Raw genomic sequence first — 350 nt, 5'->3', positions numbered from 1 at the left:
CGGCAGCAGCTTCTCGGCGCCGTAGTAGCGGCGCGCGGCGGCCTCCAGGCCGTCGCTGTCCTCGGGCAGGCGCATCCATGACGCCGCCGGAACACTGGGTAACGCCCAGGGCCAGGGCGAAATACCGGTGGACAGGTCCAGCCACTCGGCGAGCGGAATACCGTATTGCTGCGCCGCTTTGCGCAACCGTCCGCCATGTTCGAGCATCAGAGCACTCCCAGGATGAGGATGACCGCCAGCCACAGCAGCACGCCCTGGCGCACCACGGCCAGCGCACGCCAGATGTCCGTGGCGGCGGGCGCCGGGCCTTCGCCCAGCTGCGGGCGCTCGTGGAGCTCGCCGTGGTAGCG

The 350-nt window shown here is 70.9% G+C and carries 2 pseudogenes; both read right to left on the bottom strand.

Annotation, left to right across the window (positions count from 1 at the left end):
* Positions 1–207: pseudogene (locus ACCC94_RS30165) on the bottom strand (threonine-phosphate decarboxylase); the annotation flags it as partial.
* A pseudogene (locus ACCC94_RS30160) lies at positions 207–350 on the bottom strand (cobalamin biosynthesis protein); the annotation flags it as partial. The pseudogenes ACCC94_RS30165 and ACCC94_RS30160, both read right to left, overlap by 1 nt.

Origin of the sequence: Pseudomonas sp. Pseusp97 (assembly GCF_047304025.1) — a bacterium.
In the GTDB taxonomy this organism is placed as follows: Bacteria; Pseudomonadota; Gammaproteobacteria; order Pseudomonadales; family Pseudomonadaceae; genus Pseudomonas.
Note: the sequence above shows the minus strand (reverse complement) of the source record. Positions and strands in the feature narration are given on the sequence as shown.